The organism is Nocardia sp. CA-135953 (genome assembly GCF_050955735.1).
Taxonomy (GTDB): domain Bacteria; phylum Actinomycetota; class Actinomycetes; order Mycobacteriales; family Mycobacteriaceae; genus Nocardia.
In genome coordinates this window covers 2,040,421-2,061,229 of sequence record NZ_CP192082.1, presented here as the reverse complement: position 1 = coordinate 2,061,229, position 20,809 = coordinate 2,040,421, and the positions used below count along the sequence as shown (strand labels likewise).

General features: G+C 67.3%; 18 protein-coding genes. 7 read left to right on the top strand and 11 right to left on the bottom strand.

Annotated elements, in window-relative coordinates; translation table 11 throughout:
• Positions 1-67: 67 nt before the first annotated feature.
• From ACQPXH_RS09490 to ACQPXH_RS09480, 3 genes are all read left to right on the top strand, one after another.
• Positions 68-871 (top strand): class I SAM-dependent methyltransferase, encoded by an 804-nt coding sequence (locus ACQPXH_RS09490; protein ID WP_433601942.1) that lies wholly within the window; start codon positions 68-70, stop codon positions 869-871.
• A 73-nt stretch (positions 872-944) separates the two neighbouring features.
• Complete coding sequence (locus tag ACQPXH_RS09485) at positions 945-2,474, top strand: 1,4-alpha-glucan branching protein domain-containing protein (protein ID WP_433601941.1); 1,530 nt, start codon at positions 945-947, stop codon at positions 2,472-2,474.
• Between the two features lie 11 nt (positions 2,475-2,485).
• Positions 2,486-3,739 carry a glycosyltransferase family 4 protein gene (locus ACQPXH_RS09480; protein WP_433601940.1) on the top strand — a complete coding sequence of 418 codons (1,254 nt, stop codon included), beginning with the start codon at positions 2,486-2,488 and terminating at the stop codon, positions 3,737-3,739.
• Positions 3,740-3,742: 3 nt separating this feature from the next.
• Here the strand turns inward: ACQPXH_RS09480 and ACQPXH_RS09475 are convergent, their stop codons facing one another.
• Positions 3,743-4,288, bottom strand: coding sequence for a DUF1697 domain-containing protein (locus ACQPXH_RS09475; RefSeq protein WP_433601939.1), 546 nt, complete (start codon positions 4,286-4,288; stop codon positions 3,743-3,745).
• Positions 4,289-4,385: 97 nt separating this feature from the next.
• On the bottom strand, positions 4,386-5,135 hold the full coding sequence (locus ACQPXH_RS09470; RefSeq protein ID WP_433601938.1) for an acyltransferase: 750 nt from the start codon (positions 5,133-5,135) through the stop codon (positions 4,386-4,388).
• A 236-nt stretch (positions 5,136-5,371) separates the two neighbouring features.
• Between ACQPXH_RS09470 and ACQPXH_RS09465 the strand changes: the two genes are divergently transcribed.
• Positions 5,372-6,703, top strand: coding sequence for a PQQ-binding-like beta-propeller repeat protein (locus ACQPXH_RS09465; protein WP_433601937.1), 1,332 nt, complete (start codon positions 5,372-5,374; stop codon positions 6,701-6,703).
• A gap of 295 nt (positions 6,704-6,998) precedes the next feature.
• Here the strand turns inward: ACQPXH_RS09465 and ACQPXH_RS09460 are convergent, their stop codons facing one another.
• The 9 genes from ACQPXH_RS09460 to ctaD form a co-directional block, all read right to left on the bottom strand.
• The gene (locus tag ACQPXH_RS09460) at positions 6,999-8,171 is read right to left on the bottom strand and encodes a THUMP-like domain-containing protein (protein WP_433601936.1); all 1,173 of its coding nucleotides are present in this window, start codon (positions 8,169-8,171) and stop codon (positions 6,999-7,001) included.
• Positions 8,171-9,148 (bottom strand): class I SAM-dependent methyltransferase, encoded by a 978-nt coding sequence (locus tag ACQPXH_RS09455; protein WP_433601935.1) that lies wholly within the window; start codon positions 9,146-9,148, stop codon positions 8,171-8,173. Before ACQPXH_RS09455 ends, ACQPXH_RS09460 begins: the two co-directional genes overlap by 1 nt.
• A 476-nt stretch (positions 9,149-9,624) precedes the next feature.
• Entirely contained in the window at positions 9,625-9,777 is a 153-nt protein-coding gene (locus tag ACQPXH_RS09450) for a hypothetical protein (RefSeq protein WP_433601934.1), read from the bottom strand.
• Between the two features lie 261 nt (positions 9,778-10,038).
• Positions 10,039-10,815: an enoyl-CoA hydratase-related protein gene (locus ACQPXH_RS09445; RefSeq protein ID WP_433601933.1), complete on the bottom strand. Its 777-nt coding sequence runs from the start codon at positions 10,813-10,815 to the stop codon at positions 10,039-10,041.
• A gap of 18 nt (positions 10,816-10,833) precedes the next feature.
• Entirely contained in the window at positions 10,834-11,604 is a 771-nt protein-coding gene (locus tag ACQPXH_RS09440; protein ID WP_433603389.1) for an NUDIX hydrolase, read from the bottom strand.
• 106 nt (positions 11,605-11,710) lie between these two features.
• Positions 11,711-12,544, bottom strand: coding sequence for an ABC transporter ATP-binding protein (locus ACQPXH_RS09435; RefSeq protein WP_433601932.1), 834 nt, complete (start codon positions 12,542-12,544; stop codon positions 11,711-11,713).
• 384 nt (positions 12,545-12,928) lie between these two features.
• Positions 12,929-13,732: a peptidyl-tRNA hydrolase gene (locus ACQPXH_RS09430; RefSeq protein WP_433601931.1), complete on the bottom strand. Its 804-nt coding sequence runs from the start codon at positions 13,730-13,732 to the stop codon at positions 12,929-12,931.
• 193 nt (positions 13,733-13,925) lie between these two features.
• On the bottom strand, positions 13,926-15,149 hold the full coding sequence (gene serB, locus ACQPXH_RS09425) for a phosphoserine phosphatase SerB (protein WP_433601930.1): 1,224 nt from the start codon (positions 15,147-15,149) through the stop codon (positions 13,926-13,928).
• Positions 15,150-15,384: 235 nt separating this feature from the next.
• The gene (gene ctaD, locus ACQPXH_RS09420) at positions 15,385-17,127 is read right to left on the bottom strand and encodes an aa3-type cytochrome oxidase subunit I (protein ID WP_063046341.1); all 1,743 of its coding nucleotides are present in this window, start codon (positions 17,125-17,127) and stop codon (positions 15,385-15,387) included.
• Positions 17,128-17,471: 344 nt separating this feature from the next.
• Between ctaD and ACQPXH_RS09415 the strand changes: the two genes are divergently transcribed.
• The 3 genes from ACQPXH_RS09415 (at position 17,472) to ACQPXH_RS09405 (ending at position 20,568) form a co-directional block, all read left to right on the top strand.
• A complete protein-coding gene (locus ACQPXH_RS09415) occupies positions 17,472-18,296 on the top strand; it encodes a VOC family protein (RefSeq protein ID WP_433603388.1) in 825 nt (274 codons plus the stop codon).
• Between the two features lie 135 nt (positions 18,297-18,431).
• Positions 18,432-19,529 carry an ABC transporter substrate-binding protein gene (locus ACQPXH_RS09410; protein ID WP_433603387.1) on the top strand — a complete coding sequence of 366 codons (1,098 nt, stop codon included), beginning with the start codon at positions 18,432-18,434 and terminating at the stop codon, positions 19,527-19,529.
• Positions 19,530-20,109: 580 nt separating this feature from the next.
• On the top strand, positions 20,110-20,568 hold the full coding sequence (locus tag ACQPXH_RS09405) for an AMP-binding protein (RefSeq protein WP_433601929.1): 459 nt from the start codon (positions 20,110-20,112) through the stop codon (positions 20,566-20,568).
• Positions 20,569-20,809 lie beyond the last annotated feature (241 nt).

Sequence of the window (20,809 nt, the reverse complement as noted above, 5' to 3'; positions counted from 1 at the left end):
TCGCTTCTCTCTCACAACAGTGGTGCTGGCGATAATCTGCGGCCGCCTTACCAGTAACGTCGAAGCGATGAGCGAGGCTGTGATCCCTGCCGCATTGGGCGCCACCCCGGGCATTACTCCCGAATCCGCCGTGGAGCCGTTGCCGCTGACCGGCGAGCGGACCGTACCCGACGTCCCCGAGGAGAACTACTGGTTCCGTCGGCACGAGTTCGTCTACGCACGCCTGCTCGAACGTTGCGCCGGAAAGACGGTGCTGGAGGCGGGATCCGGTGAGGGTTACGGCGCGAACATGATCGCCGATGTGGCCACCGACGTGATCGGCCTCGACTACGACATCAGCGCGGTCGAGCACGTGCGCGCCCGCTACCCGCGCGTGGAGATGATCCAGGGCAACCTCGCCGCGCTGCCGCTGGACGACGTGTCGGTCGATGTCGTGGTGAATTTCCAAGTGATCGAACACCTCTGGGACCAGAGCCAGTTCATCCGGGAATGCCTGCGGGTGCTGCGACCCGGCGGTGAACTGCTGATCAGCACCCCCAATCGGATCACCTTCTCCCCCGGCCGCGATACCCCACTCAACCCGTTCCACACCCGCGAACTCAATGCCGACGAACTCACCGAACTGCTCGTCGACGCGGGTTTCCTGGTCACGCTCATGACCGGAGTGCATCACGGCTCGACACTGAAAGCGTTGGACGCCAAGCACGGTGGCTCGTTCATCGATGCGCAGATCGAGCGCGCGCTGGCCGGGGAGCCATGGCCCGCCGAGCTGACCGCCGATGTAGCCGCGGTCACCATCGATGATTTCGTACTGATCACCGAGGACATCGACGCGAGCCTCGATCTGGTCGCCATCGCGGTGAAGCCGTGAATGAGCGCAGCGAACGAACCATGTCACAGCGCGCATTGCGCACGACGGAGCCGAGCGCCGGCGAGGCGCAGTCGTGAGCAGACAAGAAGTTCCCGGCCAGTTCACTCTGGTCCTGCATTCCCACCTGCCCTGGCTGGCCAACCACGGCCGCTGGCCGGTCGGCGAGGAATGGCTCTACCAATCCTGGGCCGCCTCTTACCTTCCGGTCGTCGATGTGCTCAGAACCCTTGCCGCGGAGGGCCGTTCGCACCTGCTCAGCCTCGGCATCACGCCGGTACTCGCCGCCCAGCTGGACGATCCGCATTGCCTTGCGGGCATGCATCATTGGCTCGGCAACTGGCAGCTGCGCGCCGACGAGGCCGCGATGGCGGGCAATATCGCACTCGGCAGGCATGAGCACCGGCTGGCCGCGGCGGCACTCGCGGAATTCGAACAGCACTGGCGCCACGGCGCGGCGCCGGTGTGGCGGCAGCTCATCGATGCCGAGGCCATCGAACTGCTCGGTGGCCCGCTCGCGCACCCGTTCCAGCCGCTGCTGCAACCGCGACTGCGCGCCTTCCAGCTCAGCGAGGGCCTGTCCGATGCCCGGCAGCGCTGGGGCCACACCCCGACCGGCATCTGGGCGCCCGAATGCGGCTACACCCCCGGCATGGAGACCGGATACGCGGCCGCGGGTGTGACACATTTCATGGTCGACGGACCCGCATTGCGCGGCGATACCGCCCTCGGCCGACCGGTCCGGGAATCGGATGTGGTGGCCTTCGGGCGGGATCTGCAAGTGAGCTACCGGGTTTGGTCGCCCAAGTCCGGCTATCCCGGGCAGAGCGCATACCGTGACTTTCATCACTATGACCACGCGACGGGTCTCAAGCCCGCCCGTGTCACCGGCAAGACGGTCGCCGGTCCGGACAAGGCCCCGTACGACCCGGAACTGGCGGCTGCGGCGGTGGTCCGCGATGTCGACGATTTCGCACGGACCGTGCGCGAACGGCTGATCGAGGAATCGGCGCGCATCGGACGTCCGGCCCTGGTCGTCGCCGCATTCGATACCGAATTGTTCGGACACTGGTGGCACGAGGGTCCGCAGTGGCTGGCCCAGGTGTTGCGGGCACTGCCCGAAGAGGGCGTCACCGTCGGCACGCTGGCCGATGCCAGGGCGCGCGGATTCGTCGGCGAGCCGGTGCCGCTGACCGATTCGTCCTGGGGTTCCGGTAAGGATTGGCGAGTATGGGCCGGTGACCAGGTGAAAGACCTGGTGGATCTGAACGACGATATTGTCCGGCTCACCCTCGATACGGTCGACAAGATGCGGGCCGCGGACGGCGGCGCCGCACTGCGCGACCGGGTTGCCGATCAATTGCTACGCGAGGCCATCCGCACCGTCTCCAGCGACTGGGCATTCATGGTCAGCAAAGACTCCGCGGCCGGCTACGCACGCGACCGCGCGCACCGACACGCTCACGCCGTACGGGAAATCGCCGCCGCCGTCGGGGCGGGCCAAGTCGCCAAAGCACACCAGTTGGCGGCAGGATGGGAGGCCGACGGCTTCTTCCCGAGTTTGGACGCACGGCGGCTGGCGATCGCGGACCGAGACTCCGCCTGATAAGGACATTCATGAAGATCTTGATGGTGTCGTGGGAGTACCCCCCAGTTGTGGTCGGTGGGTTGGGCCGCCATGTGCATCACCTGGCGGTCGAACTGGCCGCGGCAGGTCACGAAGTGGTCGTGCTCGCCCGCCGCCCCTCCGGCACCGACTCCGTGACCCACCCCACCCACTCCTTCATCGCCGAGGGCGTGCTGGTGGTCGCGGTCGCGGAGGATCCGCCGTGCTTCGACTTCGGCGAGGACATGCTCGCCTGGACGCTGGCCATGGGCCACGCGATGGTGCGCGCCGGTGTGGCCCTCGGCAAGCCCGGCATCGGCGACGGTTGGGTCCCGGATGTCGTGCACGCGCACGACTGGCTGGTCGCGCATCCGGCGATCGCGCTGGCCGAGTACTACGACGTGCCGCTGGTTTCGACCATCCACGCCACCGAGGCCGGGCGGCACAGCGGTTGGGTCTCGGGCCGGGTCAACAAGCAGGTGCATTCGGTCGAGTGGTGGCTGGCCAATGAATCGGATGCGCTGATCACCTGCTCGACCTCCATGCAGGACGAGGTGGAGCGGCTCTACGGGCCCGAGCGGGTGCCGATGACGGTGATCCGCAACGGAATCGATGTGGGCGCGTGGACCTTTCGGCCGCGCGCACCGCGCACCGGTCCGCCGCGTCTGCTCTATGTGGGACGGCTCGAGTACGAGAAGGGTGTGCAGGATGCGATCGCCGCGCTGCCGCGCATCCGCCGCGCCCACCCCGGCACCACGCTGACCGTCGCCGGTATCGGCACCCAGTTCGAGTGGCTGCACGAACGCGCCCGGGTGCATCGGGTCGCGCGGGCGGTGACCTTCGCCGGTCAGCTCGATCACGAGGAACTGCTCGGCTGGTTGCACGGCGCCGACGCCATCGTGCTGCCGAGCCGCTACGAACCCTTCGGCATCGTCGCGCTCGAGGCGGCCGCCGCCGGTACCCCGCTGATCACCTCCACCGCGGGTGGTCTCGGCGAGGCCGTCATCGACGGCGTCACCGGCGCATCCTTCGAACCGGCGGATGTGGACGGCATCGTCGAAGCCGTGCGCGCCACCCTCGACGATCCGGCCGCCACCCAGGACCGCGCCTACGCCGCGCGCGAACGCCTCACCGCCGATTTCGCCTGGGACGTGGTCGCTGCCGAAACCACCCTGGTGTATTCCTCGGCCAAACGCCGCGTCCGCAACCCCCTCGGTCGCCCCACCATCATCGAACGTCCCCTCCCCGAGCGCGATCCGAAGTAGCGCCTAACTCTCCATCTTCTTGACGATCTTCTGGATGGTGAGCCAGGTGCGGGTGGTGATCTCCTTGCTGTAGGTCTTCTCCATCCAGGCCATGAAGTTCGGAGTGCGCGGTTCGGTGTTGTCGATGACCGAGAGGACGACGCGGGCGGCTGTGTCGTAGCCGACGATCCGGACACCTGGTTCGGTGTGCTTGCGCAGTTCTTTCGCGACATTCGGCGGTGCCTGTTTGAGGAAGGTCGCGGTCAGGTAGGTGCCGCGGCCGTGGGTCAGGCCCGGAAACGGCTCGGTGTCGAGCAGGTCGCGCAATTCGTCGTAGGTGCGCACGATGGTGCCGCCCGGAATTCCGAGTTCGCTGTTCAGCGCGTCCTGGATGCGGGCTTCCAACTTCGCGATATCGGTGTCCGCGGCACGGAAGACCACATTGCCGCTGGCCAATACCGTGGCGACCTTGTCGAATCCGAGCCCCTCGAACACCCCGCGCAGCTTCTCCCCCTTCATATTGGGGTTCGTCGGCATGATCCCGCGCAACAGCGCCGCGTACCTGTTCATGCCGTGACCGTACCGACTGCCACCGACGCATACCGGCATACTCGGCCGAGATAGCACGAGCCCCGGGTCCGTTCCGGATCCCGGGGCCCGGTGGCACTCATGCCGACTGGGTGGCGCCGTTCTTCTTGCGCTCGATATCTTCCAGCGCGGCAACGTATTCGGCGCGCTCCTCGGCGCCGGCCTCCCAGGTCGCCTTGCGGTTCTTGACGACCTTGGCGGGCGCGCCGACGGCGATGCTGTAGTCCGGAATCTCGCCCTTGACCACCGCGTGCGCACCGAGCACACAGCCGCGGCCGACGCGGGTTTCGCGCAGCACCGTCACCTTGGCGGCGATCCAGGTATCCGGCCCGATGCGGACCGGGCTCTTGACGATGCCCTGATCCTTGATCGGCATATTGATGTCGTCCATGCGGTGGTCGAAGTCGCAGATGTAGCACCAGTCCGCGACCAGCGTGGATTCACCGATCTCGATATCGAGGTAGGTGTTGACGACATTGTCCTTGCCGAAGACGACCTTGTCGCCGATGCGCAGCGAACCCTCGTGGCAGCGAATGGCATTGCCGTCACCGATATGCACCCAGCGGCCGATTTCCATCCGACCCAATTCGGGGGTCGCGTGGATTTCGACGCGCTTGCCGAGGAAGACCATGCCGCGCAGCACGATATGCGGATTGGCCGCCTTGAATTTGAACAGCCGGTAGTACCGCACCAGATACCAAGGCGTGTACGCCTTGTTCGCGAGCACCCAGCGCAGCGACGCCAGCGTCAGAAATCGCGCTTGCTGCGGATCCCGGCGGCGCGAGCCGCGCCACCGCGAGCGCAACGGTGCGCCCCACATGCTCGTCACGAAGTCATCTCCTGTCGTGGTCCTTGACATGGCGACCGTCCCGGTCGCGACGGCTAGAGCTTATCCCGTCGGAAACACCGCCGGGACCCGCACAACGTCGGCGGACCCTCCCGTACAGTGATCGCTGCGCCGCCGACGGCGGCGGCGAACCTCCACGCGGGCGGTGGTGCGCGTACCGGGGGTCGACACGCTTTCGGTCACGTCCCCAGCGGGCAACGACGACAGGAGTGCAGCAGGTGCGAAGCGGCGGCGTACTGGCCAACCCGGCGCGCGGGCTCACCCTGTCCCGACTGGGCGCGGCGGCGGCCATCGGCGCACTGGTGTTGACCGGCTGCGGTACCGATGTCGACGACATCACCGTCGGATCGGGCAAGGGCTGGACCACCGCGCACCACGACGGCCGCAACAGTGGCTTCAGCCCGGTCACCGGCTCGCGCAAACTATCGCTGAGCTGGTCGCGGCCGGTCGGTGGGCCGATCGAGGAACCCGTGACGCTCGGCCCGGACGGGCAAATGTTCGTCACCACCCTGACCCCGAGCAACTGCACCATTCTCTCGCTGCAGATGCCGACCGGTCGCAAGCGCTTCTGTAATGCGCTGGGACCGAACGCGATCTCCGCACCCTCGGTGGTCGACAGCGGCACCAATGTCTACGTCGGCGACGACAGCGGGGTCAGTGCGTTCAACTCCATCGGGCAGCCGCGCTGGCGGACTCCCGTTGCGGGCGTACCGGTTTCGGCGCAGTTCACCGGCGACGGGAATATCCTGACGGTCACCCAGTCCGGTCAGCTGGATGTGCTGAGCCGCCAGACCGGTGAGCGCGTCGTCAGCACCGCCCAACTGCTGGGCGATCCCGACTTCCTGGAGTATCCCGATCTCACCCGACCCGCGTCCGGACAGGGGCTCGACGACTGCGCGATCGGCGGGCCGCAGTGCCCGGTCGCCAATATCTCGCCGATCGAGGTGTCCAGCGGCCGCTTCTTCGTCACGCTGTGGAAGCCGGGCAAGCCGATCGCCGCACTGGTCGCATTGCGCTACGCCGACAATAAGATTCAGCAGGAATGGAGCGCGGACCTGCTCACCGACGGCAGCGCGACCAGCCCGACGCTGTCCGCCGACGGCCGGACCGTATACGTCGGCGACAATTCCAAGCGCCTCATCGCCGTCGACACCGCCGACGGCCGGACCAAATGGGTGCAGCCGCTGGATTGGGCGCCGCGCGGCGGCATTTCGGTCTCCGGCGACGGCCTGATCATCCCCGCCGGCGACGACGGCCACCTGCTCGCCCTGCGCGACAAGGGCGATGCCGCCGAAATCGCCTGGGAGCGTAAGGATCTCGCCCTGCGCGGGATCCCCGTCCAGACCGCTGGCGACACCGGCTACACCGCCGCCGCCATCGGCGACGGCATCAACCTGATCACCTTCGACACCAAGACCGGTGCGACCGTCGACTCGGACGTCCTCCCGGCTGCCAAGGGCACCACCACCGGCACCTCCATCGGCTCCGAGGGCGAGGTAGTCCTCGCCACCCGCATAGGCGAAGTCTTCACCTTCAAACCCGAGCACTAGATAGTCGGCCCCCGTCGGCGCCAGACATCGGACCACCGCAGGTCAGAAGCGGAATGCAGAGGCGAGCCCACAAATCCGTATGCGGCCGGACCGCAGCCCCATCCTGAACTCTCGCCCACCACGCACCTATAGCGGCGAGCAATCCCCCATCGCCTTCTCGCCTTCGGCGTGCGCGCCGGGGCTGCGGGCAATCCGTGATCAGCATGCATCTATGGCGGCAAACATCGAGAGCAGACCGCAACCATGGCATTCTCGACTTCGGCGGGTGCGGGGCAGCGGCGTTGCGTTTTCGGGTTCAGGGGGTGGGTGGGGTGGTGCAGAGGAAGGCGGCGGCGGTGCGGGAGAGGCGGGTGAGGATGAGGGTGTAAGGGTGGGTGCCGCGGAGTTTGAGGCGTTTGCGGAGGGTGTCGGGGTCTATGTCTAGGCCGCGGATGCGGATTTCGAGGGGGCCGCAGTTGCGGCGGGACAGTTCTTGGCGGAGGGCTTTTTCGCGGAATTCCAGGCGGTCGACGATGCGGAAGCCGCGGACGCCGTGGGGGACGGTGTTGCCGGTCAGGTAGGCGATCTGCGAGTCCAGTTGCCACAGGCCGTGTTCGGCGGCGTAATGGCGCACCAGGCCTGCGCGGACGATGGCGCCATCGGGGTCGATGATCCACTCGCCGGGGGGCTGTTCCGGAATCTCGTCGGGGGCGGCGTCGGTGTAGGTGACGGATTCGCCGCGTGAGGTGAGGACTGTCGCGCGGCGGGTGACGTCGCTGTCGGAAAGGCCCGGCGACCACAGGCATGCCTCGCGGACCGCGCCGTCGAGGGAGACGACCTCGATCTCGCCCGGCCAGTCCAGGCGGTCGAAATCCAGTCCGGGAGCGCACTTTACGGCCAGGTCGCGGCCGGGATAGGCGGCAAGCAGATCCGGGAGCGGGGGTTGCAGTCCGGCTGGATCGTGGGTGCGGCGACCGTCCGCGCGGCGGGCCGGATCGGCGACGACGACGGTGCCGGTGCTGGTCGGGACGAGGGCATCTGCCTTGGCCAGCAGGACATTTCGGGATGCGGCGAGATTGTGTGCGGCCATGGACAGGCGCACGTCGTCGAGGTCGCTGCCGAGCACGGCGGGGCAGGTGCGGGCCAGTTCGGCGAGTTCCGCGCCGATCGAGCAGGTCACATCGTGTACGGCACGTCCGGAAAGGCGCGCGGCGCGGTGGCGGGCGACCAGCGTCGGTGTCGCCTGTTGCAGCGCGTCATCGGTGAACAGCCACTGTTCGGTATCGACGAGTTTGGCCGCGGCACGACGGCGCAGGCGCACAGTTTCCACCAGCGCGGCCGACCGCTCGCCGAATTCGCGACGCACCCGCTCCAAATCGCGCAGGTGCGTCGCGGGAGTCAGTTCCAGCCGATCCACCTCGGCCAGCGCGGCGCAACCCGCCGCGCTGCCGAGGAAGACGACATCCTCGCGGCCGAAGCGGTAACCCACTACTTGGCGGCAGCGCCCGGCTTCACGCCGGTGATCATGGCGTTGTAGAAGAACTGGCGCGGCACCACGCGGCGCATGACGTTCTCGTCCAACCAGCTCAGCCGCAGCCACGCGCGGTACATGGCCATCCGGTAGCCCATGGTGAGTTTCTCGTCCGGGACGGCCGCCTCGAAGGTGCGCACCGGCCAGCCCCACAGCGCCGCCGCGAACTCCTCGGTGCTCGCCTCGACCTCGGTGGCGCCGGCGCGCCGGGCCATCGCCTCGAGGTCGCTCGGATCGAAGGTGTGCAGGTCGACGACCGCCTCCAGCGCCGCGGCGCGCGAGGACTCGTCCAGTTCGGCCTGCGGACGCCGCCAACCCGACAGTGCGGGCAGCTTGGTCACGGTAGTGGCGGCCTTCCAGGTGATGCGGCCGAGCCAGCGAGCGTAGAAGTTGCCCGCGGTGGTCGGTTCACCGGCGAAAACGAAACGCCCGCCCGGCTTCAGCACGCGCAGGCACTCCTTCAGCGCCAGTTCCACGTCCGGGATGTGGTGCAGCACCGCGTGCCCGACGACGAGGTCGAAGGTGTCGTCCTCGTACGGAATGGTCTCGGCGTCGGCGACCCGACCGTCGACATCGAGCCCGAGGTTCTCGGCATTGCGCAGTGCGACCTTCACCATGCCCGGCGACAGGTCGGTGACCGAGCCGGACTTCGCGACGCCGCCCTGCATGAGGTTCAACAGGAAGAAGCCGGTGCCACAGCCCAGTTCCAGCGCGCGCTCGTACGGCAGCGGCGCGGGGCCGACCGCGGCGTCGAACCGGCCGCGTGCATAGTCGATACAGCGCTCGTCATAGGAAATCGACCACTTGTCGTCATAGGTCTCGGCTTCCCAGTCGTGATAGAGCACCTGGGCGAGCTTCGTATCCTTCAGCGCTGCTTCGACCTCGGCCTCGGTGGCATGCGGGTTCGGCGCCGGGTCATCGGGATGGACCGTCATGGTGGGCTAGCCTAGCCAACCCCGCGCCGCATGTGTGCAGCGGACCAGTGCGTAGGACGTGATTTCGCCCCGCCGCACCGTCCCCCGAGACTCGTTCTGGTTCTGAACCTGACCGGCGATCTACGCCCGCACCGCCACGCTTCCCAGATGCGGTCAGCAACCTGGGGCTCGAGTGGGACTCACGATCATCGAGCGCCGCGAAAATCACACCGCTCACCGACCAGGAACGCGTTCCTGTTTATGGTCCGCATCGGCACTCCGATCACCAAAACCCCGACCCGACCGACCGCGGCACCGCAGGTCCTGACTACCGGCCAGTAACTACAAGCAGGCCGAACCGACCCCTCAGCTGGTTGCGTCGGTGCCCGTCAGCGTCCGACTGCGGTTGCCGAACCTGGACCGTTGGCCAGGTTCGACTCGGTGCCAATGCGGCGGCTGTCGGTGGCGAAGAGCACGGTCCATTCGATGCGAGCCCATCAGACCTGTCCGGGCAGATCGACCGAGAGCCTCGACGCCACCGACGCGGCCGAGCCGTCCGCCCCGTCGACGCCCGACGAAGTCGCCGAACCCGGACCGTTGGCCAGGTTCGACTCGGTGCCAATGCGGCGGCCGTCGGTGGCGAAGAGCACGATCCATTCGATGCGAGCCCGTCAGACCTGCCCGGGCAGATCGACCGAGAACCTCAACGCCACCGACGCGGCCGAGCCGTGTGCCCCTCAGCGCCCGACGAAAGTCGCCGAACCCGGGCCGTCGGCCAGGTAGGAATCGGTGCCGATGCGGCGGCCGTCGGTGGCGAAGAGCACGATCCATTCGATGCGAGCCCATCAGACCTGCCCGGGCAGATCGACCGAGAACCTCAACGCCACCGACGCGGCCGAGCCGTGTGCCCCTCAGCGCCCGACGAAAGTCGCCGAACCCGGGCCGTCGGCCAGGTAGGAATCGGTGCCGATGCGGCGGTCTTCGGTGGTGAAGAGGGTGGCCCATTCGGTGCGGGCGCGGTCCAGGCCGTGGGGGCCCGCTTCGAAGACGGCTTTCGCGGCGGCGAGGGCGCGGGTGGGGCCGTCGGTGAATTGTCGCGCCCAGCGGATGGCGGCGGTGTAGACGTCGTCGGGGGCGACGACCTCTTCCACCAGACCGAGGGTGCGCGCTTCCTCGGCGTCGACGAAGCGGCCGGTGTAGACGAGATCTTTGGCGGGGCCGGGGCCGATCAGCAGCGATAGGCGGCGGATGCCTGCGAGGGGAATGAGGCCAGCTTCGATTTGGGGCAGGCCTAGTTTGACGTTGTCGCCGATGATGCGGCGGTCGGCGGCGAGGGCCAGTTCCAGGCCGCCGCCGAGGCAGTAGCCGCTGATCGCGGCGACCGTGGGCTGGGGCACCTTGGCCAGGCAGCCCAGTGCCGCCTGCAGATCAGCGGCCATGGCTTCGGCCTGATCCGGGCCGAGCCCGGACAGTTCGGCGAGGTCGTCGCCCGCGCAGAAGACCCGCTCGTCGCCGTAGACGACCAATGCCGCGACCCCAGGGTGTGTGGCGACAACCGCCGCCGCCTCGGCCACCTCACGGACCAGCTGCGCATTCAACAGGTTCAGCGGCGGACGGTCGATCCGGAGGACGGCAACGCCACGGACGGCGGGATCCTCGGGCAACTCCAGGGTCACGAATTCGGCCATGGCAGGAAACCTACTGCTTCACGGACGCGCGGATCCCCTGAGCCTGCTGGTATCCGGCAGTGCGGCGAAATAGCGCTGGTTGTCCGGGAACTGAAGCACCTGCCGCCCGCTGTCACCGGTGAGCACCGGCATGATCGGTTCGATCACCCGGTCGATGGCCAGAATCTCCGCCGTGGAAGCGAATTCGGCAATGGCATCGAGCTGCGACCAGGTCGGCGGCAACAGCACATCGGTGCCCGCCCGCCAGCGGTCGAGTTCGTCCGCCACGGTGCGCCATTGCACCTCGGCCGCCTCGGTGGTGGCACCGTCGGCCAACTGCCCGTGCGGCAGCACCGCGACGAAGAACCGGGTGTCATAGCGCCGCGGCTCGATCACCGGGGTGATCCAATTCGCCCACGGCCGCAGCAGATCCGCGCGCAGCACCAATTTCTCTTCGGCGAGGAAGTCGGCCAGCGACACTTCGCGCCGCTCCAGTCGACCCCGGGCATCGTGGTAGCCCGTGGTATCGGAGACGACGGTGTCGGCCGTCGGCCCGGCCAGCAGTACCCCGCACTCCTCGAAGGTTTCGCGCACTGCGGCGGCGACGAGCGCCTTGGCCCTCGACTCGGTGGTGCCGTATTTCGCCGCCCACCAAGCGGGTTCGGGTCCGGCCCATTCGATATCGGCGGTTCCGTCCGATGGATCGACACGGCCGCCCGGGAAAACGGTCATGCCGGCGGCGAAGGCCATCGCCCCGACCCGGCGCTGCAGGAACACCTCGGGCCCGGTGGCACCGTCACGCACCAACATCACCGTCGACGCGTCCTCGAGCGGCGGAATGGGCTCCTGCGCGTTCGTCTCACTCACACCTGCACCCTAACGCCTGCTTGTTTTACGCCGTAATCCCATCACGGGCTCAGCGCGAACGGTGCCGCCCCAAGCGACGCGCGCGCCGCGCGAAGTACCGGCCATCGACGCGATTCAGCGCGATCGACTGACGGAAGGCCTCACTCAAGTTCTCGGCGGTGAGCACATCCGGCAGCAATCCCTGCGCGATGACCGCGCCCTCGTTCAGCAGCAGGCCATGGGTGAAGCCCGGCGGAATCTCCTCGACATGGTGGGTCACCAGGACCATGGCCGGGGAATCGGGATCCGAGGCCAGATCACCGAGGCGTTCCACCAATTCCTCACGGCCGCCCAGATCCAGACCGGCGGCGGGCTCGTCGAGCAGCAGCAGCTCCGGATCGGTCATCATCGCGCGGGCGATCAGCACCCGCTTGCGCTCCCCCTCGGACAACGTCCCGTAGGTGCGATCGGAAAGATGTTCGGCGCCGAGGCTTTCGAGCATATCGATGGCGCGGTCGGTATCGACATCGTCGTAACGCTCGCGCCAGCGACCGAGGACCGCGTAACCGGCGGAAACCACCAGATCGCTGACCTTCTCGTCGCGCGGAATCCGGCTGGCCACCGCGGCCGAGGACCAGCCGATGCGCGGACGTAGCTCGCTGACATCGGTTTTGCCGATGACTTCACCGAGCAGGTGGGCGATGCCCGAGGTCGGATGCACTTCGGCGGCGGCCATACGGAGCAGCGAGGTCTTGCCCGCGCCGTTGGGTCCGAGGACAACCCAGCGTTCGTCGAGCTCGACCTGCCAGGTGACCGGGCCGACGAGGGTGTGACCCGAGCGTCGGATGGTCACGTCGGTGAAATCAATGAGCAGATCGGGATCCGGTTGCGGCACGGGCTCCATCTTGGCTCAAATGCGCTGTGTTCGTACGACCGACCCATGCCGGTAGCCACGACGTGGCCATTCGCTCGCCACGACGTGTCTGCGCGGACGGTGCGCGCACCGCTCCCGGCGGAGTTTTCGGCGGCTCATCAGTGAAGCGGAACATCCGCGCGACGATCAGCGCCAGCGGAATCGAACAACCTGCCCAAACGGCGAGTATCACCAACAGCGTCGTCATCATAATGGCCTCCGGCGAGTGGTGTGCGGCGGTCCTATTGCGTCGAACGTACCCAGATCGAGCTCGGGTGAATCCCCTCAGCGCCGAACAGCGAAACATCTACACTGCGTAATCGCTTGCGGGACCTGCGGTGTAAATCGAATGCGAGGCAATTCACCCCCAGCCGATCAGTATTGTCCGGGCACCGCGATCACAGTCATCGACCCCGGAGCGACCTCGGTGAAACCGGCGTCGCGCACCGCGACCGCCCGCCCACGAGACACCTGCTCGCACAGCGACGCCCACTGCTCCGGTCCGGATTCGCGCACCGCGCATCGGAACTCACGCTGCGACCACCGCCGTGCCTCGTCCACGGTGAGCATACCGGCTAGCAACATGCTGGCGTGACCGACCTGGGCGGCGGCCTTGCCGAGCGTCATACCGAGCTTCGCATTCACCCACAGCACCGGCAGATCGGGATCGGCGGGTCCGGGATCGTCGTGTTCGAGGTCGGTGCCGTTGATCTGCAGCCGCCTGATCCGCGGATCGACCTCGCCCACCGGCCCCGGCACGAATGCCCGCGCCTGCGCACCGTCCACCTCGACGGTCACCCCGTCCACCTCGTTGGCGGCCAGCCACTGCGCACCGCGCGCCCGCCGCGCCACCTTGCGGATCCGCGAGCGCTTCCAGGCCAGGAACCGCTGCTCCCACTCCCTGTCGGGCCCGACCCGCTCATCCAGGCACAGCGCCACCGTGGCCGCCGCCGCGGCCTCCAGCAGCGCAGCGCGCCGAGGCGGATCGATCTTCGGAATGTGCAGCACCATCTGCATGGCCTGCACCATGGCGGGATCCTCGGGATCGCCGAGACCGCCGTAGCCGCGAGCCAGCTCCGCATGCCGAATGCGGAATCCCGCAATGCCCGTGGACAATTCGGCCTCCGCCGCGTCACCGCTGTCCCGGACTCCGGCAGTGCCCTCCGGGAAACTCGCCATCACTCCACCTTGATCGTCGATGAAACCATTTGTGCGGGGTCGGCTCCGACCTTCGGCCGCCGGACGTATGAGTGCAAGTTTCGTGAGGCCCGCCGCATTCCCGATTAGGGGTTTAGCGGACTCGCGCCGTTCGCCGATGATCAACTCCCAGCGCGCCTACCGACTCGAAGTGGCCGGTCCAGCCACTGACGGATCAGCTGCCGACGAGCGGGACGCGACGGATTCCGCCGTCGCGGGCATCGGCGGCCTCCACCTCATCGCGGGTCACGCCGAGGATGAACAGGACCGCGTCCAGGTAAGGATGCGACAGGGCCGCATCGGCGACCTCGCGCAACGCGGGCTTGGCATTGAAGGCGACGCCGAGTCCGGCCGCATTGAGCATGTCGATGTCGTTGGCGCCGTCGCCGACGGCCACGGTCTGCTCCATCGGCACGCCCGCCTCCGCCGCGAATTTGCGCAGCGCGGTGGCTTTGAAGGCGCGGTCGACGATCTCGCCGACCACCCGGCCGGTCAGCTTGCCGTCCACGACCTCGAGCGTATTCGCCTGCACGAAGTCCAATTCCAGTTCGTGCGCGAGCGGTTCGATCACCTGACGGAAGCCGCCCGACACCACACCGCAGCGGAATCCGATGCGGCGCAGGGTTCGAATGGTGGTGCGCGCGCCCGGGGTCAGCTCGATCCGGTCGGCGACCTCCTCGATCACCGATTCGTCCAGCCCCTCGAGGGTCGCCACCCGCTGACGCAGCGATTCGGCGAAGTCGATTTCGCCGCGCATGGCCGCCTCGGTGACCTCGCGGACCTGATCCTCCACCCCGGCGTGCGCGGCGAGCATCTCGATGACCTCGCCCTGGATCAGGGTCGAATCGACGTCGAAGACGATGAGCCGCTTGCCACGGCGGGCCAATCCGGCCCGCTCCACCGCCACGTCCACCTGTTCGGCGACCGCGGCCTCGGCCAGCGCCGTGCGCAGTCGGGCATCGGAATCGGGGCCGGTGTCGGTCGCGGTGACCAGGAGCTCCATGCCGGTCACCGGGTAGTCGGCAATGCCGCGGATGGTGTCGATATTGGCGCCGAGCGCGGCGAGCTGACGGGAGACCGAACTGAATGCGCGCGCGGTCACCGGCGCGCCGAGGATGACCACCGCATGGGTGGACATGGGCTGCCTGCCGATCTGCGCGTCGACCTCGACGTCGACATGCATGCCGACGGTATTCATCGCCTCTTCGAGCTCGTCCTGCAGCGCCTCCGGATCGCTCGGGCAGGTGACCAGCACGCCGAGGGTCAGTCGGCCGCGGATGACGACCTGCTCCACATCCAGCAGGCTCACGTGATGCCGCGACATCGCCGCGAGCAGCACGGAGGTCACACCGGGCCGGTCGGGTCCGGTGACGGTGACGAGGACGATGGTGTCGGCCAACTGAGGTGCTCCAAGTTAGTTGTTTGCCGTAGCTGTGCTGGACCCCGATGTCGCAACGCTGCGGTCAATGCTGGTCCCACAAATGAGTGTGCACCCACTGATGATCAGTAGGTGCACACTCATCATGGCGACGCTACTGCATTGCCGGGTACCTCTCTGCCGGACAATGTAGTTGCTCACTCACCCGGTGGGCTCACTCTCTGCGCGTTTGGACGGACGAATGCCCGGCCACCGCCTAGTGCTTTGCCAAGGCGCCTTCGTGCACCTCGGTGGCATGTTTGCCCGAACCCCAGCCCACATGCGCCTCGGCCCGCATCCGCTCGACCATGTGCGGGTAGTGCAGCTCGAATGCCGGTCGTTCGGACCGGATGCGGGGCAGTTCGTAGAAGTTGTGCCGCGGCGGCGGGCAGGTGGTGGCCCACTCCAACGAGTTGCCGTAACCCCACGGATCATCCACGGTGACCACTTCGCCGTAGCGGTAGCTCTTGAAGACATTCCAGATGAACGGCAGCATCGACGCGCCCAGGATGAAGGCGCCGATCGTGGAAATGGTGTTCAGCGTTGTGAATCCGTCGCTGGGCAGGTAGTCGGCGTAGCGGCGCGGCATGCCTTCGGCGCCCAGCCAGTGCTGCACCAGGAAGGTGGTGTGGAAGCCGATGAAGGTGGTCCAGAAGTGCCACTTGCCGAGGCGCTCGTCCAGCATGCGTCCGGTGATCTTCGGGAACCAGAAATAGATGCCGGCGTAGGTGGCGAACACGATGGTGCCGAAGAGCACGTAATGGAAATGGGCGACGACGAAGTACGAGTCGGTGACGTGGAAGTCCAGCGGCGGCGAGGCCAGGATGACACCGGACAGACCACCGAAGAGGAAGGTGACCAGGAAGCCGAGGGAGAACAGCATCGGCGATTCGAAGGTCAGCTGGCCGCGCCACATGGTGCCGATCCAGTTGAAGAACTTCACACCGGTCGGCACCGCGATCAGGAAGGTCATGAACGAGAAGTACGGGAGCAGCACGGCGCCGGTGGCGTACATGTGGTGCGCCCACACCGCGATCGACAGCGCCGCGATACCGAGGGTCGCGTAGACCAGCGTGGTGTAACCGAAGATCGGCTTACGCGAGAAGACCGGGAAGATCTCCGAGACGATCCCGAAGAACGGCAGCGCGATGATGTACACCTCGGGGTGGCCGAAGAACCAGAACAGGTGCTGGTAGAGCAGGATGCCGCCGGTGGCCGGATCGTAGATGTGCCCACCGAGGTGGCGGTCGTAGGCCAGGCCGAACAGCGCGGCGGTCAGCAGCGGGAAGGCGAGCAGCACGAGCACGCTGGTGACAGCGATGTTCCAGGTGAAGATCGGCATACGGAACATGGTCATACCGGGGGCACGCAGGCAGACCACGGTGGTCAGCATGTTGACGCCACCGAGGATGGTGCCCAGACCGGAGACCGCGAGGCCGAGGATCCACAGGTCGGTGCCGACGCCGGGCGAGTGCAGGATGTCGGTCAGCGGGACGTACGCCGTCCAACCGAAGTCCGCGGCGCCACCGGGGGTGATGAAGCCCGCGGTCGCCATGGTCGCGCCGAATGCGTACAGCCAGTAGCTGAAGGCGTTCAGTCGCGGGAAGGCGACGTCGGGCGCGCCGATCTGCAGCGGCAGGACGATATTGGCGAAGCCGAACACGATCGCGGTCGCGTAGAACAGCAGCATGATCGTGCCGTGCATGGTGAACAGCTGGTTGAACTGCTCGGGGGACAGGAACTGCAGGCCCGGCCGGGCCAGCTCACCACGCATCAGCAGGGCCATCAGACCACCGATGAGGAAGAACGCCATCGAGGTGGTCAGGTACATGACACCGAGGACCTTGGGGTCGGTGGTGGTGACCATCTTGACGATGAACGAGCCCTTCGGCCCGGTCCGAGCCGGATACGGCCGAGTCGCTTCCAACTGAGGGACTGGCTTTGGCTCTACGGCAGTCACTGATCCTCCTGAAGGTGCCTTTAGGTCGCTCCGCAGGCTCCGCTGCTCGCATCCGCCCCACTACCGGGGACAGACGAGGAGTTCGCTTGCGCTCCTGAGATCGTAAACCGTGCTGCGACAGCCATCCGCACGGGTCCTACTCTGTGTCGTATTTCGCGGTATGGGCGACGTCAACCCACTGATCCGGCGATCATGAAATCCCGCACCTTGTGCGCCGACCATTTCGAGCGACCTGCAAGCAGACGCTAGCGATGACTTTCCCAGGCAGCCGACGTCTCTATCGGTGACAGTGATCCACTCTCGCAAGGAGACCTTTGATGAGTACTGCATCGCGTAGCGATTCGATGAGAGGCGGCGGTCGGGCGACGGGTGGGCCCGCACCCAAGACCGGCGATCCCTGCTGGGTCGACATCTACACCTCTGATCCAGACCGGGCCATCGCCTTCTACGGCCAGTTGTTCGGCTGGACCGCCGACCGCGCGGACGAGGAGTTCGGCGGCTACATCACCTTCCGCAAGGACGGTAAGGCCGTCGCGGGCGGCATGGGCAAGACCGCGGACGGGGCCGAGGGACCCGATCAATGGACGGTCTACCTCGCCTCGCCCGATGCCGAGGCCACCGCCGACGCGGCCACCGAGCACGGCGGCGCGGTCGTCGTGGCGCCCATGGATGTGGGCGATCTCGGCGCGATGGCCGTGCTCGGCGATGTCGGCGGCGCGGGCGTCGGCATCTGGCAGACCGGCACCTTCGGCGGATTCGAGACCATCGGCATCGCCTCGGGCGGCACCTGGAGCGACCACGTCGGCATCCCGTCCTGGTTCGAACTGCACACCCGTGACTACGCCCGCTCGCTCGACTTCTACCGCGACGTCTTCGGCTGGAGCGATACCTTCGCCATTTCCGACTCCCCGGAGTTCCGCTACACCACCATCCATGCCACCACCCCCATGCTCGGCGGTGTCATGGATGCCTCGGCCTTCCTGCCCGAGGGCGTACCGGCGGGCTGGACCGTGTACTTCGGCGCCGATGACGTCGACGCGGCTGTCGCGAAGGTCGTCGAACTGGGCGGCACCGTGCTGGCCCAGCCCGAGAACACCCCCTACGGCCGGATCGCACAGGTCGCCGATCCGACCGGGGCACGGTTCGGCATCGGCGGCAACGCCACGTAGCCGATCCGACGACCGCGCGGAATCCCCTGTACGACAGCGGGATTCCGCGCGGTCGCGAACGTGGTCCGGATGCGAGGCGCACGCGGCGGTGGCCTTCGCGTCCCGGCACCCACGCCACGCGGTACCCTCACCCGCATGCCGGTGAGCGCCCCTGTTCGCACCCGAAACCGCACGGACTCCCCCCGATACGGCACCGCCAGGAATCGCGCGGTACGGCACGGGGGCAGCGCGGTCGCCCTGCTCTGCGCCGCATTGCTCGTCGCGGGCTGCAGTCAGAAGGACGACGCCAGCTCGATCATTCGCACCACGACGAATATCGCGGGTGCCGGTGTGGTCGGCCTGGAGCGCGACACCTCGAAGGCCTGCCCGCTGCCGAGCGCACCGGATCCGTCGAACGGCAAGACCCGCACCGTCACCCACGCCGCGGGCACCTCGGAAGTGCCCGCCGATCCACAGCGCGTCGTGGTGCTGTCCACCTCAGCGCTGGACGCCACCTGCGCGGTCGGCCTGTGGGAGCGGGTCGTCGGCGCGGTTCCGATCGACGGGCCCCGCTCGCAGCCCATGTATCTCGGCTACGGCGTGCTGAAGATTCCCGGCGTCGGTTCGGCGGCACAACCCGATCTCGGGCAGATCGCGGCCCTGCATCCCGACCTGATCATCGGCGATATGTCGAGCGGCCCAGGCGGTTTCGCCGCATTGCAGGCGATCGCGCCGACCGTACTCGCCGATCCCGGCAGCGGCTGGCAGACCGAATTCAGCACGCTTGCAGCGGGTCTCGGCCGTCGCACTGCCGCGACAACGGCATTGGAGAACTACCGCACCGAGGCGCGCGAAACCGGTAATGCCTTGGCCGCCAGCCAGTCCCAGGCCTCGGTGGTCCGCTTCACCGCCGATCACGACCAGGTCCAGGGCAGCAACAGCTTCGCGGGACAGGTCCTCGCCGATGTCGGCGTACAGCGGCCGACCGCGCAGCGCGGCACCTCCTTCGACGTGACCGAGCAGGACCTGACCAAGGTCGAGGGCGACATCATCTACGTCGTCTTCGCGGGCGAGGCCGGTGCAGCGCACGGTAAGTCGGTGCTGCGCAGCGATGCCTGGAAGGATCTCGGCGCCTCCGCCGATAAGCGCGTCTTCGCGGTCGAAGACACCGTGTGGCACGGCGACGGCCTCACCGCGGCCCGCGCACTGCTCGCCGACCTGCGCACCAGTTTGAACGGTTTCGTCACCGACTGAATCTTTGGCCGCGTGGCCGCGGCGGGTTCGCGGCCCCCGGGTGTCTCGCGTCCGAGCGGCCGAGACTCGCGACTTCGTCGCATGCGCTTCGGCCGCTCGGACGCGAGACGGGCCGCGAACGGTCGCTCGTAGGACTCGCTCCGTGGTGGTTACTGACGGCGGATCGTTCAGTACCTGATGCACTTGCATCGAATGGTCGAATCCCTCGCCTGCGGCACATGCGCTTCCACAACTCACACGCGAAACCGACCGCGAACAGCCCTCCTAAGACCCCCTCCAACGCAGCCACCAACAGCGAATCATTCAGCACCAATGCGCACGCGCCGCACGATCGAAGCCCCCACCTGCGGCACACACGCTTCCACAACTCACACGCGAAACCGACCGCGAACAGGCCTCCTAAGACCGCTCCGTTGTGGTTGTGGGTTGCTCCGTCGGTCCGGTCCAACACACCTTGGGTATGGATTCGCTCACCCTTGGAGTGCTCCCACCAGCGCTTGGGTAGCTGTCGCCAATCCCTCCCGGCAGCGAGATTAGAAGGGCACCGAGAACAAAGACGGAAATCTATGAGGGGATCACAATGAGCACTCTGGTCGAAGCGCCCGCCACCAACGTCATCCAGCTGCAGCCGCGCCTGCGGAAGGCGGCCGAGCTCGAGCTGTGTGCGGTCCCGAACGACTCCGGGACGCTCGCCAACGTCGAACTGGATCGGTGGGCGAACCGGCTGGCCCGAGTGCTGATCAACCGCGGCGCCGCCGTGAACACGCGAATCGCGCTGGCGATCGACCCGCAGATCGAAGCCACGGTTGCCGCATCCGCCGTTGTCAAGCTCGGCGCGACTCCGGCATCGGTGGCCGAGGACGCGACCGCTGTCTCCGGCGCTTACATCGGCATCACCACCAAAGCCCGCCGCCCTGAGCTCAACGATGCCATCGACTGGCTGATCCTGGACGACCGCTCGACGCTGCAGCGCTACCTGGTCAGCTCCGACGCCCCGATCGCCGATGCCGATCGGCTGACCGAGCGGAAGTCCGCCTGACCTGCCATTCAGCCTGCGCGCCCGAACCCACGGAGTTCGGGCGCGCTGCGGCGCGTGTGCCAGGCCCAAATGCGGCAGCGCCGCGCGACCACCTAACCCCCTGGGACGCCGTCGATCGAACACAGTGTTGTCAATACGCCTTCGGTCGGCTCGGCGCCGGTCCAAAATGAACTTGCTACTACGCGACGGTCGGGACCAGCGGTAAACCACCGCTCCAGACGTCAGAACGCAGGTGTGCTTT

What these genes read in the sequence shown, in the direction of transcription:
- ACQPXH_RS09490 (WP_433601942.1), top strand. Translation starts at nt 68, where the DNA reads ATGAGCGAGGCTGTGATCCCTGCCGCATTGGGCGCCACCCCGGGCATT.
- ACQPXH_RS09480 (WP_433601940.1), top strand. Translation starts at nt 2,486, where the DNA reads ATGAAGATCTTGATGGTGTCGTGGGAGTACCCCCCAGTTGTGGTCGGT.
- ACQPXH_RS09475 (WP_433601939.1), bottom strand. Translation starts at nt 4,288, where the DNA reads ATGAACAGGTACGCGGCGCTGTTGCGCGGGATCATGCCGACGAACCCC.
- ACQPXH_RS09455 (WP_433601935.1), bottom strand. Translation starts at nt 9,148, where the DNA reads ATGACGGTCCATCCCGATGACCCGGCGCCGAACCCGCATGCCACCGAG.
- ACQPXH_RS09445 (WP_433601933.1), bottom strand. Translation starts at nt 10,815, where the DNA reads ATGGCCGAATTCGTGACCCTGGAGTTGCCCGAGGATCCCGCCGTCCGT.
- ACQPXH_RS09440 (WP_433603389.1), bottom strand. Translation starts at nt 11,604, where the DNA reads ATGTTGGTGCGTGACGGTGCCACCGGGCCCGAGGTGTTCCTGCAGCGC.
- ACQPXH_RS09435 (WP_433601932.1), bottom strand. Translation starts at nt 12,544, where the DNA reads ATGGAGCCCGTGCCGCAACCGGATCCCGATCTGCTCATTGATTTCACC.
- ACQPXH_RS09430 (WP_433601931.1), bottom strand. Translation starts at nt 13,732, where the DNA reads ATGGCGAGTTTCCCGGAGGGCACTGCCGGAGTCCGGGACAGCGGTGAC.
- ACQPXH_RS09415 (WP_433603388.1), top strand. Translation starts at nt 17,472, where the DNA reads ATGAGAGGCGGCGGTCGGGCGACGGGTGGGCCCGCACCCAAGACCGGC.
- ACQPXH_RS09410 (WP_433603387.1), top strand. Translation starts at nt 18,432, where the DNA reads ATGCCGGTGAGCGCCCCTGTTCGCACCCGAAACCGCACGGACTCCCCC.
- ACQPXH_RS09405 (WP_433601929.1), top strand. Translation starts at nt 20,110, where the DNA reads ATGAGCACTCTGGTCGAAGCGCCCGCCACCAACGTCATCCAGCTGCAG.